The following is a 13,541-nucleotide window of genomic DNA, read 5'->3' on the forward strand; positions in this document are numbered from 1 at the left end:
GCCGTCCGCCGACGCGTCGCCGCGTCTGATCCGTCACGGCCGGTGACGGCCGTGCGGCAGTAGCGCTGGATCCGGGCGGTATGTCCCTTCGGGGGCGTGCCGCCCGTATCCTTGTTTCATCTGTCGGGCATCAAATAGTGGGTGCCCACGACTGAAGGATCTCCCCATGCTTATCGCTCAGCGTCCGTCGCTGACCGAAGAGGTCGTCGACGAGTTCCGCTCCCGGTTCGTGATCGAGCCGCTGGAGCCGGGCTTCGGTTACACCCTCGGTAACTCCCTGCGTCGTACCCTGCTCTCCTCGATCCCCGGTGCCGCGGTCACCAGCATCCGGATCGACGGCGTCCTGCACGAGTTCACCACCGTGCCGGGTGTCAAGGAGGACGTCACCGACCTCATCCTCAACATCAAGCAGCTGGTCGTCTCCTCGGAGCACGACGAGCCGGTCGTGATGTACCTGCGCAAGCAGGGTCCCGGCCTGGTCACCGCCGCCGACATCGCCCCCCCGGCCGGTGTCGAGGTCCACAACCCGGACCTGGTCCTCGCCACGCTGAACAGCAAGGGCAAGCTGGAGATGGAGCTGACCGTCGAGCGCGGTCGCGGCTACGTCTCCGCCGTCCAGAACAAGCAGGTGGGCCAGGAGATCGGCCGCATCCCGGTCGACTCCATCTACTCGCCGGTGCTCAAGGTCACGTACAAGGTCGAGGCGACCCGTGTCGAGCAGCGCACCGACTTCGACAAGCTGATCGTCGACGTCGAGACCAAGCAGGCCATGCGTCCCCGTGACGCCATGGCGTCGGCCGGTAAGACCCTGGTCGAGCTGTTCGGCCTGGCGCGCGAGCTCAACATCGACGCCGAGGGCATCGACATGGGCCCGTCCCCGACGGACGCCGCGCTCGCCGCCGACCTGGCGCTGCCGATCGAGGAGCTGGAGCTCACGGTCCGGTCGTACAACTGCCTCAAGCGCGAGGGCATCCACTCGGTGGGCGAACTCGTGGCCCGCTCCGAGGCGGACCTGCTCGACATCCGCAACTTCGGCGCCAAGTCGATCGACGAGGTCAAGGCGAAGCTGGCCGGCATGGGCCTGGCGCTCAAGGACAGCCCGCCCGGATTCGACCCGACCGCCGCCGCGGACGCGTTCGGCGCGGACGACGACGCGGACGCCGGTTTCGTGGAGACCGAGCAGTACTGACCGTGTTCCGGCAGGGGCGCCCGTTCTGACGGGTGCCCCCGTGCCGGATCCGGCAGCAGGACTTCCGCGGGGCGACCGCCTCGCGGGAACTGACACCGGTACCTGATACGGCCGGTGCAGCACACAAGGAGAAAACCATGCCGCAGCCCGCCAAGGGTGCCCGTCTGGGCGGCAGCGCCGCGCACGAGAAGCTTCTTCTCATCAACCTCGCGAAGTCGCTGTTCGAGCACGGCCGCATCACCACGACCGAGGCCAAGGCCCGCCGCCTGCGTCCGGTCGCCGAGCGTTTCATCACCAAGGCGAAGAAGGGCGACATCCACAACCGTCGCCTGGTGCTGCAGTCGATCACGGACAAGAGCATCGTGCACACGCTCTTCACCGAGATCGCGCCGCGGTACGAGAACCGCCCCGGTGGTTACACCCGCATCACCAAGATCGGCAACCGTCGTGGCGACAACGCCCCGATGGCCGTCATCGAGCTGGTCGAGGCGCTGACCGTGGCCCAGCAGGCCACCGGTGAGGCCGAGGCCGCGACCAAGCGCGCGGTCAAGGAGGACGCCCTCAAGAAGGACGAGGCTCCGGCCGAGGCCGTCGAGGACGCCAAGCCGGCCGACGAGGCCGCCGAGGAGTCCAAGGACGCCTGAGCGTTCTGACGACCCCACTCGGGCCCGTACCACCCTCCGGGGCGGTGCGGGCCCGTCGTGTTCTGAGAGGATGCGCGGGTGAGTGACGAGGCAGAGCCCGGATACGTACGGGTACGGCTGGACCTTTCGTACGACGGCAAGGACTTCTCGGGCTGGGCGAAGCAGACCGGCAGGCGGACCGTGCAGGGCGAGATCGAGGACGCGCTGCGGACCGTGACCCGGTCCCCGGAGGCGTACGGCCTGACGGTGGCGGGGCGCACCGACGCGGGGGTGCACGCGCGCGGGCAGGTGGCGCACGTGGACCTGCCGGTGGAGGTGTGGGCCGAGCACCGGGAGAAGCTGCTGCGCCGGCTGGCGGGGCGGCTGCCCCAGGACGTACGGGTCTGGCGCGCGGAGGAGGCCCCGGCGGGGTTCAACGCCCGGTTCTCCGCGCTGTGGCGCCGCTACGCCTACCGGGTGGGGGACCGGCCGGGCGGTGTGGACCCACTGACGCGCGGTCATGTGCTGTGGCACGACCGGCCGTTGGACGTGGCCGCGATGAACGAGGCGGCGGCCCTGATGACGGGGGAGCACGACTTCGCGGCGTACTGCAAGAAGCGTGAGGGCGCCACGACCATCCGTACGCTCCAGAAGCTGCACTGGGTCCGGGACGAGGGGTCCGGGGTACTCACGGCGACCGTGCAGGCGGATGCCTTCTGCCACAACATGGTGCGGGCGCTGATCGGCGCCGCCCTGTTCGTCGGGGACGGGCGGCGCCCGGCCGGGTGGCCGGCCAAGGTGCTGGCGGCCCGGGTGCGCAACCCCGGGGTGCACGTGGTGCGGCCGCACGGGCTGACGCTGGAGGAAGTCGCCTACCCGGCGGACGCGTTGCTGGCGGCCCGCGCCGCGGAGGCCCGGAACATGAGGTCGCTGCCGGGCGCGGGCTGCTGCTGAGCGGCGGTCAGCCCCGCCGGACGGCCCGGGCCACGCGGCGGAGCAGCCCCTGCTTACGGGGCGCGGGCGGCGGCTTCGGCACCTCGACCCGCAGGGAGAGGTCGCGGTGCGGCTTCGTCCAGTACGGAGTGACGGTGCGGGAGGCGTCGGCGGGGTGCGGGGCGGCCGTGAGCTCCTCGGCGACGTCCGGGGTGCGGGTGCGGCCGAGCCGCGCGGTCTTCGTCCAGCCCAGGGCGGTCAGCCGGACGTAGAGGTCCCAGGCGCCGTCGGTGAGCGCGGTCCCTCCGGCGGACGTGGCCGGGTCCAGGACGGAGGTGCCGGTGACGGTGAGCCCCCCGTCCTCGGTGCGGCGCACCGCGTCCTCGGTGGGCAGCCGGTGCTCGGCGCCGGTGGAGCGCTCGCGCAGGACCAGGACCGCCGTCGCCCTGTCCGGGGCGGCGCCGCCGGTCAGGGGCTCGGCCGTGAACCGGGTCAGCAGCGCCTCGGGCAGTCCGGACGGGGCCAGGGTGTGGGTCCCGTCCGGGGCGGTGACGGCGCGGACGGGTCCGCCGGCCCCCTGCGGCACGGCGGTGAACGACAGCTTGACGGTGCCGTCCGGCCGGCGGTCCAGGCCGGTGAGCGTGGCGTCGCAGGTAAGCGAGTGCTCCCAGTGGGCCAGCCGTACGACATCCTCGGGCCGGTCGTCCTCGATCAGGCCGAACGCCACGCGCCGGGAGAGCGGGAGCCCGGCGACCGCAGTACGGGAGGGGCGGCCGGACAGGGCGGTGCGGATCTCGCCCAGGAGGCGGATCCGGTCCTCGTCCGGCATCTCCAGAAACGTTTTTCCGGTGATCCGGTCCAGAACCTCGACCCGCAGCCAGCGGCGGTGCAGACGGTCGCGCGCGGGACCGGGGGCGGAGATGCCGTCCGCCAGCTCCATCAGGCCGGCGAGCGCGGCGTAGAAGTCCGCCGGGGCGGGCGCCGGGGTGTCCCGCCTCGGACCGTAGTGGTAGCACACGTAGCCGCCGAGCACCGAGGCGTGCCCGGCGTGCAGGTAGGCCTCCGCGGTGAAGGCCTGGTCCGCCAGCGGCTGCCCCTGCGGGGCGAAGCACAGCCCGTGCCGGAGGAGGAAGGCGCGGTCGAAGAGCTTGTTGGCGGTGAGGCTGTCGGCCAGCGGGTCGTTGGCGAGGGTGGCCCGCGGGCGGTCGCGTACGAACAGTTCCTTCGGCAGTCCGCGGTCCTTGGCCGCGAGCTTCCCGACGACGATGTCCGTGTCGTTCTCCATGCCGTAGGCGTACATCAGCTCCAGGGCGCGGGGGGTGAGGCGGTCGCCCGGTTCCATGAACAGGACGTACCGGCCGCAGGCGGCTGCGAGGCCGGCGTTGCGGGGCTCGGTGCCGGCGGCGGGGGCCACGGGGTGCCCGGTGCCCACGAGGACCGTCTCGATCTCCTCGGCCGCGAGGGTCTGCGCGGTCAGGGAGTCCAGGGTCTCGCGGACCGCCTGCTCGGTGGCCCCGTCCGTCGGCACGACGACGCTGACCTTCGGGGGGAGCGGTCCCCGGCCGGTGTCCTCGGGGGCCGGGGAGAGGGTGAGGGCGAGCCCGGTACCGGTGCCCGTGGCGTGCGCGGACACGGCCGGGGAGGCGTGGTGGCCGCCGACGAGCCCGGGGGCGGGCAGCGGCGCGGTGTCCGGGGCCTCGTTGCCCAGCGGGACGACCCGGTCGAAGCCCGCGCCCATCACCCGGATCTGTATGTCCCACGTCCCGGCGCCGAGTGGGCTGCCGCCCGCGGCGCGCGCGGGGTCGATCGCGACCGTGCCCGTCAGCACGGGGCGCACCAGGACCGTGCCGTCCTCGGCGACCTCCTCCTCCAGGGTGAGCGAGGTCGGGGCGGGTACGGGCCAGAGGTGCGCGGTCCGTGTGTCGCGCAGCAGGACGTCGACCCGGAAGGACCTCAGTTCGCCGGTCACGTCCACCGGTTCGTCGACGAACCCGTCGGTCAGGCTCGGGGCGAGGAGATGTCTCTCGCCGCGACGGCACAGCAACAGCCCCGGTCCGCCCGGCTGTTCGGCGAACCGTGCGGTGAACGCCACCTTCAGCCGGTCCCGGTCCCAGCGGGCCTCGTCGATCCCGGTGAGGGCCGTCAGCCCGGCCTGCCTGCCGGTGTACTCGGTCAGCTCCGCCGAGGCACCCCGGCGCAGCAGCTCCGAGCGGACCCGCTGGTTGGCGGCCAGGCCGGCGTGCACGCCGTCGGTGACGAAGGTGTCGGCCAGCTCCCGGACCTCGTCGAACGGGTCACGGTCGAAGCGCGGGTCCTGGACGGTGCCGCGCGCGGGCACGCCCAGGCGGCTGAGCATCTCCACGCGGTAGAAGCGCCGCAGCAGCCGGTCGCGTTCAGGTCCGGGTTCGGTGCCCGCCACCACCGTGTCCATGATCTGGCGGAGGTTGGCGTAGTACCGGGCCGGATCCGTCGCCGTGGTCCCGGCGTTCTCCTCGTCCTCGCGTGCCCAGTACGTGTAGCAGACGTAGTCGCCCAGTACGGACACGACATCGGCCTTGAGGTAGGAGCGGACCAGGAAGAGCTGGTCCTCCAGGATCCACGGGCCCTCGGGGTGGACGATGCCGTTCTCGCGGAGGAACGCGGTGCGGAACATCTTGTGCGGGGTCAGGCTGTCGATCAGCGAAGCGTCGCGGACAGTGCACTTCTCGCGGGTCCTGCTCATCAGACCGTAGGGCACGCCCCGGCTGAGGAAGTTGCTGGCGACCTTCCCGATGACGATGTCCGACCCGTTCCGGTCCGCCATCGCGTGCAGGCGCTCCAGGGCCTCCGGGGCCATCCGGTCGTCGTGGTCGACGAACTGCACGTACGCGCCGCGCGCCTGCTCCACACCGACGTTGCGCGGCTTGCCGGGCCATCCCGAGTTCTCGATGGCCGTGACCCGGAAGTGCTCGTGCTCGGTGGCGAGGGCGCGCAGCCGGGCCGGTGTGTCGTCGGTCGACCCGTCGTCGACGAACAGGACCTCGAACTCGTCCTTGGGAAGCGTCTGGTCCAGCATCGACCGGACCAGCGGTTCGATGTGGACGCCCGAGTTGTACGTCGGGACCACGACAGTGACCTTGACGGACATGCCACCCCCAGCCTCTCTGTGCCTTGGTGTGTACAGGTGTGTGCGGCCCGGGGCCGGTGCGGACGGCCCGGGGCTGATCGGATGGGGAGTTCAGGCCGCGGGGGCCCCGGCCGCGGCCGAGGCCTGGACCTCGCCGCGGTGGCGGATCTGGCGGAAGGTGAATTCGGTCAGGTCGTCGCCGGCCGCGAAGACGTCCTTGTCCGCCTTGGTGACGTTCGTACCGTCGGTGAAGCCGCCGACCGTGAAGTAGGCGTAGCGGCCGTAGGAGTTGGCGGTGCGCCGGCAGACGGCGCCGCCGCGGCAGAAGGTGGGGACTCCCGCACCGCTGAGTGAGGCGAGGCCGCCGGACGCCTCCTGGGCGGCCTTCTTCGCCTCGGCCTCCGTGCCGAACACGGCGAGCCCGACGGTGACCGCCACCCCGTCCTTGCGGTAGGTGGCGCGGATGACCTGGTCGCAGCCGTTGGCCGTGAGGATCGAGCCGAGGGCGCCCTGGGTGGTCGCGGCGCAGCTGGTGGTGTCGTTCGTCGCGCCCTTGGCGTAGACGCGGTCGCCCATCGTGAGCTTCCTGCCCGGGAAGAAGGCGTCCACGGTGACCGGGGCCTTGTCCTTGCGCACGTCGGCTATGTAGTCCTTCGGGTCCGGCGGGGGCGGCGGCGCGACGGACGAGAAGGAGGGCTGGGGGGCCGTGCTCTGCTCCGGGAGGTCCTCGGGTGCGGGCAGCTCGCTCGCCTTCCTGCCCGACGCGGAGGTGTCGCCGCCGTTGTTGGTCGTGATGACGGCCGTGGCCACGATCGCGGCGACGGCCGCGGTGGCGAGCGCGCCGCCGCCGATCAGCATCCACTTCCTGCGCCGACCGCGAGCGGCGGACGCCTCGGCCAGCGCCGCCCAGTCCGGAGTCCGGTTCTCTCCCGGCCCCCAGGAGGGCCCCCCTTGCCCAAAGCTCATGCGGCGAATCCTAGACCGGCGTCAAACGGGTTGGGCCGAGGGTTCGCCGACCGTGACAATGCTGTCATGGGACATCTTGAAGCGGGCCATCTGGAGTACTACCTGCCGGACGGGCGGGTGCTGCTCGGCGACGCCTCGTTCCGGGTGGCGGACGGGGCGGTCGTCGCCCTCGTCGGGGCGAACGGGGCGGGCAAGACCACGCTCCTGAAGCTGCTCGCCGGGGAGCTCCAGCCGCACGGCGGCTCGGTCTCGGTGAGCGGCGGGCTGGGCGTGATGGCCCAGTTCGTCGGGTCCGTACGGGACGAGCGGACCGTGCGCGACCTGCTGGTCTCCGTGGCCCAGCCGCGCATCCGGGAGGCCGCGCGGGCCGTCGACGCGGCCGAGGAGCGCATCGTGACCGCGGACGACGAGGCCGCGCAGATGGCGTACGCGCAGGCGCTCAGCGACTGGGCCGAGGTGCGGGGCTACGAGGCGGAGACGCTCTGGGACATGTGCACCACGGCCGCGCTCGGCGTCCCGTACGAGAAGGCGCAGTGGCGCGAGGTGCGCACGCTCAGCGGCGGCGAGCAGAAGCGGCTCGTCCTGGAGGCGCTGCTGCGGGGCCCGGACGAGGTGCTGCTGCTGGACGAGCCGGACAACTACCTGGACGTGCCCGGCAAGCGGTGGCTGGAGGAGAAGCTCAAGGAGACCCGTAAGACGGTCCTGTTCGTCTCCCACGACCGGGAGCTGCTGTCACGGGCCGCCGAGAAGATCGTCAGCGTGGAGCCGGGCCCGGCCGGCTCGGACGTGTGGGTGCACGGCGGCGGGTTCGACACGTACCACCAGGCCCGCAAGGAGCGGTTCGCGCGCTTCGAGGAGCTGCTGCGGCGCTGGGAGGAGGAGCACAAGCGGCTGAAGGCGCTCGTCCTGCGGATGCGGCAGCAGGCGGCGAACAGCCCCGACATGGCCAACCGCTACCACGCGATGCAGACCCGCTTCAAGAAGTTCGAGGAGGCGGGCCCGCCGCCCGAGCCACCGCGTGAGCAGGACATCAGGATGCGGCTGCGCGGCGGACGGACCGGGGTGCGGGCGGTGACCTGCGCGGGGCTGGAGCTGACCGGCCTGATGAAGCCGTTCGACCTGGAGATCTACTACGGCGAACGCGTCGCGGTCCTCGGCTCCAACGGCTCGGGCAAGTCACACTTCCTGCGACTGCTCGCGGGGGAGCCGGTGGCGCACACCGGTGAGTGGAAGCTAGGCGCGCGGGTGGTGCCCGGACACTTCGCCCAGACCCACGCCCACCCGGAGCTGCTCGGCAAGACGCTGGTCGAGATCCTGTGGACCGAACACGCCAAGGACCGCGGCGCCGCGATGTCCGTGCTGCGCCGCTACGAACTGGAGCGCCAGGGCGACCAGGCCTTCGAGAGGCTGTCCGGCGGGCAGCAGGCCCGCTTCCAGATTCTCCTGCTGGAGCTGGCCGGCACCACCGCGCTGCTGCTCGACGAGCCGACGGACAACCTGGACCTGGAGTCGGCCGAGGCGCTGCAGGACGGGCTGGAGATGTACGACGGCACCGTGATGGCCGTCACGCACGACCGCTGGTTCGCGAAGTCCTTCGACCGGTTCCTGGTCTTCGGCTCGGACGGGGTGGTGCGTGAGACCACGGAGCCCGTCTGGGACGAGCGCAGGGTGCAACGCGCCAGGTAGGGCGGGTCCGGTCACCCGTGCGGGGGCGTTTTGACCCGCGCGGGGGCCGAACGGTAGCCTTCTGGTTCATTGAGCGTATTGGCTTGGTCGTTCTCACGCGAGGAGCCCTTACGCAGGTTCTCTGGAGCAGTTACCAGTGGCTCGCATACGGGCAGCGTCCCCGGCACTGTGAGCCCCAGCTGCATGATCGCTTCAGAGGTGTCATGTGTCTGACCCCTATCCACTGAAGAAGCGAAGGCTACGAAGTGCGTACGTACAGCCCCAAGCCCGGCGATGTCACTCGCCAGTGGCACATCATCGACGCCGAGGACATCGTCCTCGGCCGTCTGGCCACCACGGCTGCGAACCTCCTCCGGGGTAAGCACAAGGCGATCTACGCCCCCCACATGGACATGGGCGACTTCGTCATCATCATCAACGCCGACAAGGTTCACCTGTCCGGCAACAAGAAGACCCAGAAGATGGCGTACCGCCACTCCGGTTTCCCGGGCGGTCTGCGTTCCGTGCGCTACGACGAGCTGCTCTCCAAGAACCCGGAGAAGGCCGTCGAGAAGGCCATCAAGGGCATGATCCCCAAGAACACCCTGGGTCGCCAGATGCTCTCGAAGCTGAAGGTCTACGCGGGTGACCAGCACCCGCACGCTGCGCAGCAGCCGGTCCCGTACGAGATCACCCAGGTCGCGCAGTAGTTCCGGCCTCCCCCAAAGACGTAAAGAAAGATCTGAGGAGCATCGTGGCCGAGACCACTGTTGAGACCCCCGTCGAGGGCACCGAGGGCGAGGAGACCTTCGCCGAGGTGACCACCTTCGAGTCGGAGGTCCCCGTCGAGGGTGAGTACACCTCCGAGTCGCTCGCGGGCCGCTTCGGCGACCCGCAGCCCGCGGCCGGCCTGGGCCGCCGCAAGAACGCCATCGCCCGCGTCCGGATCGTTCCGGGCTCCGGCAAGTGGAAGATCAACGGTCGCACCCTTGAGGACTACTTCCCCAACAAGGTGCACCAGCAGGAAGTCAACGAGCCCTTCAAGGTGCTCGAGCTCGACGGTCGTTACGACGTCATCGCCCGCATCTCGGGTGGCGGCGTCTCCGGTCAGGCCGGTGCCCTGCGCCTCGGTGTGGCCCGCGCGCTGAACGAGGCGGACGTGGACAACAACCGCGCCACGCTGAAGAAGGCCGGCTTCCTCTCCCGCGACGACCGTGCGGTCGAGCGCAAGAAGGCCGGCCTCAAGAAGGCCCGCAAGGCTCCGCAGTACAGCAAGCGCTAAGCGCCTGCTCCCTGCTGTACACGTTCGCCCCGGCGGCACACCTCGTGCTGCCGGGGCGTTCGTTTATCGACCCTCGCGGGCGTATAACGGCTTAAGACGTTTATCGGGTCGGCGGGCGTCACCACACCTTGTTTGTCGTGTCTCGCACGGCTATGCGTTGTTTTGGTTACTTTGGTTTGCGGTTTCGGAGCACCTTCGGAGGACACCAGTGGGACGACTCTTCGGCACGGACGGCGTGCGCGGTGTCGCCAACGCGGACTTGACGGCCGAGCTCGCGCTCGGGCTCTCGGTCGCGGCGGCGCACGTACTGGCCGAGGCCGGCACCTTCGAAGGGCATCGGGCGACCGCCGTGGTGGGCCGTGACCCCCGCGCCTCCGGCGAGTTTCTGGAGGCCGCCGTCGTGGCGGGCCTGGCCAGCGCCGGAGTGGACGTCCTGCGCGTCGGCGTGCTGCCGACGCCCGCGGTGGCGTATCTGACCGGCGCGCTGGGCGCCGACATCGGTGTCATGCTCTCCGCGAGCCACAACGCCATGCCGGACAACGGCGTCAAGTTCTTCGCCCGGGGCGGCCACAAGCTCGCCGACGAGCTGGAGGACCGCATCGAGACGGTCTACGAGCAGCACCGCACCGGTGAGCCCTGGGGCCGTCCGACCGGCGGCGGTGTCGGCCGCGTCACCGACTACACGGAGGGCTTCGACCGGTACGTCGCCCACCTCATCGGCGTCCTCCCGAACCGGCTCGACGGCCTGAAGGTCGTCCTCGACGAGGCGCACGGTGCCGCCGCCCGGGTCTCGCCCGAGGCGTTCGCCCGCGCCGGCGCCGAGGTCGTCACCATCGGCGCCGAGCCGGACGGCCTGAACATCAACGACGGCTGCGGCTCCACCCATCTGGAGCTGCTCCGGGCCGCCGTCGTGGAGCACGGCGCCGACCTCGGCATCGCGCACGACGGGGACGCGGACCGCTGCCTGGCCGTGGACGCGGCGGGCGAAGAGGTCGACGGGGACCAGATCCTGGCCGTACTGGCCGTCGCCATGCGCGAGGCCGGACAGCTGCGCAAAGACACCGTCGTCGGCACGGTCATGTCGAACCTCGGCTTCAAGACGGCGATGGAACGGGAGGGCATCCAGCTCGTCCAGACCGCCGTCGGCGACCGCTACGTCCTGGAGGCCATGAAGGCCGAGGGCTTCGCGCTGGGCGGTGAGCAGTCCGGCCACGTCATCGTCCTGGACCACGCCACCACCGGCGACGGCACGCTGACCGGCCTGATGCTCGCGGCCCGGGTCGCCGCCACCGGCCGTACGCTCGCCGACCTCGCCGGGGTGATGTGCCGCCTCCCGCAGGTCCTCGTCAACGTGCCGGACGTCGACAAGTCCCGGGTGGACACCTCGCCCGAGGTGGCCGCGGCGGTCGCCCAGGCCGGACGCGACCTCGGTGACACCGGGCGGGTGCTGCTGCGCAAGTCGGGTACGGAGCCGCTGGTACGGGTCATGGTCGAGGCCGCCGACATCGAGCAGGCCCGCGCCGTGGCCGGACAGCTCGCCGACGTGGTGAAGTCGGCCCTGGGCTGACGGCCCGGCTCGTCCTTACGGCCCTGCCCTCGCCTGGACGGGCCCACTGCCCTGGACGATCGCGGCAGCTGGACGGACCCGCTCACCCGGACGGACCCGCTCACCCGGACGGACCCGGCTTCACCGCCGGGTCCGTCCGGCGCTGCGCGTTCCACAGCGCCTTCTGCACCAGCAGCGTCACCGTCCCCGCCAGGACGATGCCGCCGAGGTTGGCCAGCAGCTGGGCGGCCGAACCCCAGGCCTGGGGGAGGTCCTGGTAGCTGAAGGCGATCGCGGTGTTGGCAGCGGCCGGCACCGTCGTCACGGAGATCGCCACGCCGATCAGCGCCCCGGACTTCGCGGAGGTCAGCGAGAGCGTCCCGGCGACTCCCGCCAGGAGCGCCACCACGAACGAGATCTGGTCCGGGTGCCAGATGAAGTTGGTGTTGGGCCGTCTGGCGGTGAACATGCCGGGGTCGAACAGCCCGAGGGCGTCCATCAGCCACACGAACCCGACCGTCAGCACCATCGCGGCGGCGAACCCACCGATCAGGGCCCACAGGGACGCGCCGACCAGACGGGGGGCACGCTGCACCAGGGCCGTCGAGATCCCGGCCAGCGGACCGAACTCCGGCCCGACCGCCATCGCGCCGACGATCAGGATCACGTTGTCGAGCATCACCCCGCAGGCGGCCAGCATCATGGCGACGGCGAGGAAGGCCACGTAGGTGGCGCTGAAGGTCGACTCCTCGTGGGTGACCTCCGTCAGCTCCTCCCACACCACCGCGTCCGCGCTGTCGCCCGGCGCCCGCCGCTCCGCCTCCTCGGCACACGCGGACAGCGCCAGATCCATCTCCTCGGAGGTGATCGCCCCCGTCCGGTCGATACCGAGCCCGCGCAGCGCGTCGATCAGCTCGTCACCCGCCTGCCGCGCCACGTCGCACAGCACCACGTCGCCGGCCGGGCGGCGGGCGGCCCCGGTCAGTACCGCGAGATGGGTGGCGCCGAGCGTCCGCTCCAGCAACTCCACGACCTCGTCGGTGCGGTCGGCGGGCACGATGAGGCGCAGATGGAGCACGGTGACGACTCCCCGGGGGTCAGAGTTTCCGCAACGACAGACGCTGGACCTTGTGGTCGGGTCCCTTGCGCAGCACCAGCGTGGCACGGCCCCGGGTCGGTGCCACGTTCTCCAGGAGGTTCGGCCTGTTGATCGTCCGCCACATGGTGCGCGCGTAGTCCAGCGCCTCCTCCTCGGAGACCTGGGTGTACTTGCGGAAGTACGAGAACGGGTTCTGGAAGGCCGTCTCGCGCAGCCGGCGGAAGCGGTTCAGGTACCAGGCCTCGATGTCCTCGGCGCGGGCGTCGACGTACACGCTGAAGTCGAAGTAGTCCGCGAGGCCGACCCTCGTACGGCCGTCCTTGCCGGGCAGGGCGGGCTGCAGCACGTTCAGGCCCTCGACGATGAGGATGTCGGGACGGCGCACGGTGAGCCGCTCGTCCGGGACGATGTCGTAGATCAGGTGGGAGTAGACGGGGGCCGTCACCTCGTCCTTGCCGGCCTTGATGTCGGCGACGAACCGGGTCAGCGCCCGCCGGTCGTACGACTCCGGGAACCCTTTGCGCGACATCAGCCCGCGCTTCTCCAGCTCTTTCATCGGCAGCAGGAACCCGTCGGTGGTCACCAGCTCGACCCGGGGGTGCTCGGGCCAGCGGGCCAGCAGCGCCTGGAGGATGCGTGCGGTGGTGGACTTGCCCACGGCGACGCTTCCGGCGACCCCTATGACGAACGGGGTGCCGCGCTGCGCGCCGTGGCCGCCGCCGGCGTCCCCGAGGAACGTGTTGAGCGCGCCGCGCAGCCCGGAGGTGGCCTGGACGTAGAGGTTGAGCAGCCTGGACAGCGGCAGATAGACGTCGCGCACCTCGTCGAGGTCGATGACGTCGCCGAGTCCCCGCAGCTTCTCGACCTCCTCGGCGGTCAGCGGCAGGGGCGTCCTGTCGCGCAGGGCACTCCACTCCGCGCGGGTCAGGTCGACGTAGGGCGTCGGCGCGTGCTCGGTGCGACGGGGGCTCCGTGCGGGTGAGGTGATCACGTGTTCATTGTCGCGGGAGTTCCGGCCGTGCGCGGGGTGGGGTAGGTCACGTGCGCTCCGGTGCGGGGCGGCCGGCCGGTGCGACCAGGCGACGGGGACGAGCCGGAGGCCCGGGCCGCTCTCGGCACCCGGACGTCCGGC

At 71.2% G+C, this 13,541-nt stretch carries 11 protein-coding genes; 7 read left to right on the plus strand and 4 right to left on the minus strand.

Going from position 1 to position 13,541, the window contains the following annotated elements; all coding sequences use genetic code 11:
- Positions 1-166 precede the first annotated feature (166 nt).
- From IH13_RS0102005 to truA, 3 genes are all read left to right on the plus strand, one after another.
- On the plus strand, positions 167-1,189 hold the full coding sequence (locus IH13_RS0102005) for a DNA-directed RNA polymerase subunit alpha (RefSeq protein WP_031080491.1): 1,023 nt from the start codon (positions 167-169) through the stop codon (positions 1,187-1,189).
- A gap of 137 nt (positions 1,190-1,326) precedes the next feature.
- Positions 1,327-1,833 (plus strand): 50S ribosomal protein L17, encoded by a 507-nt coding sequence (gene rplQ, locus IH13_RS0102010; RefSeq protein ID WP_031080492.1) that lies wholly within the window; start codon positions 1,327-1,329, stop codon positions 1,831-1,833.
- 78 nt (positions 1,834-1,911) lie between these two features.
- A complete protein-coding gene (gene truA, locus IH13_RS0102015) occupies positions 1,912-2,766 on the plus strand; it encodes a tRNA pseudouridine(38-40) synthase TruA (RefSeq protein WP_031080494.1) in 855 nt (284 codons plus the stop codon).
- Between the two features lie 7 nt (positions 2,767-2,773).
- Here the strand turns inward: truA and IH13_RS39640 are convergent, their stop codons facing one another.
- Both IH13_RS39640 and IH13_RS0102025 read right to left on the minus strand, forming a co-directional pair.
- Positions 2,774-5,872: a glycosyltransferase family 2 protein gene (locus tag IH13_RS39640; RefSeq protein WP_051835742.1), complete on the minus strand. Its 3,099-nt coding sequence runs from the start codon at positions 5,870-5,872 to the stop codon at positions 2,774-2,776.
- A gap of 90 nt (positions 5,873-5,962) precedes the next feature.
- Positions 5,963-6,817 (minus strand): hypothetical protein, encoded by an 855-nt coding sequence (locus IH13_RS0102025; RefSeq protein WP_031080497.1) that lies wholly within the window; start codon positions 6,815-6,817, stop codon positions 5,963-5,965.
- 66 nt (positions 6,818-6,883) lie between these two features.
- Here IH13_RS0102025 and IH13_RS0102030 point away from each other — a divergent pair, with 66 nt between their 5' ends.
- The 4 genes from IH13_RS0102030 to glmM all read left to right on the plus strand — a co-directional run bounded on the left by IH13_RS0102030 (position 6,884) and on the right by glmM (position 11,331).
- Positions 6,884-8,503, plus strand: a complete 1,620-nt coding sequence (locus IH13_RS0102030) for an ABC-F family ATP-binding cassette domain-containing protein (RefSeq protein ID WP_031080500.1) — start codon at positions 6,884-6,886, stop codon at positions 8,501-8,503.
- 245 nt (positions 8,504-8,748) lie between these two features.
- A complete protein-coding gene (gene rplM, locus IH13_RS0102035) occupies positions 8,749-9,192 on the plus strand; it encodes a 50S ribosomal protein L13 (RefSeq protein ID WP_014047804.1) in 444 nt (147 codons plus the stop codon).
- Between the two features lie 44 nt (positions 9,193-9,236).
- Complete coding sequence (gene rpsI, locus IH13_RS36515; protein ID WP_014047805.1) at positions 9,237-9,764, plus strand: 30S ribosomal protein S9; 528 nt, start codon at positions 9,237-9,239, stop codon at positions 9,762-9,764.
- 208 nt (positions 9,765-9,972) lie between these two features.
- Positions 9,973-11,331, plus strand: coding sequence for a phosphoglucosamine mutase (glmM, locus tag IH13_RS0102045; protein WP_031080502.1), 1,359 nt, complete (start codon positions 9,973-9,975; stop codon positions 11,329-11,331).
- A 100-nt stretch (positions 11,332-11,431) separates the two neighbouring features.
- On the opposite strand, the gene IH13_RS0102050 is transcribed toward glmM, so the two are convergent.
- Complete coding sequence (locus tag IH13_RS0102050) at positions 11,432-12,388, minus strand: DUF389 domain-containing protein (RefSeq protein WP_031080505.1); 957 nt, start codon at positions 12,386-12,388, stop codon at positions 11,432-11,434.
- A gap of 19 nt (positions 12,389-12,407) precedes the next feature.
- Complete coding sequence (gene coaA, locus IH13_RS0102055; RefSeq protein ID WP_031080507.1) at positions 12,408-13,400, minus strand: type I pantothenate kinase; 993 nt, start codon at positions 13,398-13,400, stop codon at positions 12,408-12,410.
- Between the last annotated feature and the right edge of the window lie 141 nt (positions 13,401-13,541).

Source organism: Streptomyces sp. NRRL WC-3549 (genome assembly GCF_000721935.1).
Taxonomy (GTDB): Bacteria; Actinomycetota; Actinomycetes; order Streptomycetales; family Streptomycetaceae; genus Streptomyces.

Bases quoted from the DNA above. Each gene is read 5' to 3' on its own strand.
- IH13_RS0102005 (WP_031080491.1), top strand. From the start codon at position 167: ATGCTTATCGCTCAGCGTCCGTCGCTGACCGAAGAGGTCGTCGACGAG.
- rplQ (WP_031080492.1), top strand. From the start codon at position 1,327: ATGCCGCAGCCCGCCAAGGGTGCCCGTCTGGGCGGCAGCGCCGCGCAC.
- IH13_RS39640 (WP_051835742.1), bottom strand. From the start codon at position 5,872: ATGTCCGTCAAGGTCACTGTCGTGGTCCCGACGTACAACTCGGGCGTC.
- IH13_RS0102025 (WP_031080497.1), bottom strand. From the start codon at position 6,817: ATGAGCTTTGGGCAAGGGGGGCCCTCCTGGGGGCCGGGAGAGAACCGG.
- IH13_RS0102030 (WP_031080500.1), top strand. From the start codon at position 6,884: ATGGGACATCTTGAAGCGGGCCATCTGGAGTACTACCTGCCGGACGGG.